The 373-nt window shown below is 31.4% G+C and carries 1 pseudogene; it reads left to right on the forward strand.

What is annotated here, in order from left to right:
• A pseudogene (locus tag AMO19_RS00445) lies at positions 1–373 on the forward strand (amidophosphoribosyltransferase); the annotation flags it as partial.

Below are 373 nucleotides of genomic sequence, written 5' to 3' on the forward strand. Positions count from 1 at the left end.
GTTAATGCTCCTTATGGAATTGTTTTGATACATAATGGAAATTTGACTAATACCAGAGATTTGGAAAAACAGTTATTTAATGTCGACAAGCGGCATACAAATTCTTCAAGTGATACTGAAATGTTGTTAAATGTATTTGCGACAGAATTACAAGAACAAATTCATAATCAAGAATTACAACCTGATATTATTTTTAATGCGGTCAAATCTTTACATAAAAGAATTCAGGGGTCATATGCCTCAATTGCTTTAATTTCAGGACATGGTTTATTAGCATTTAGAGATCCTTTTGGTATTAGGCCTTTAGTCATAGGTAAAAGACTTTCATTAACAACAAAAAAAGAAGAATGGATGGTCGCAAGCGAATCTTTAG

It is taken from the genome of Prochlorococcus marinus (assembly GCF_001180245.1).
Classification (GTDB): domain Bacteria; phylum Cyanobacteriota; class Cyanobacteriia; order PCC-6307; family Cyanobiaceae; genus Prochlorococcus_A; species Prochlorococcus_A marinus_F.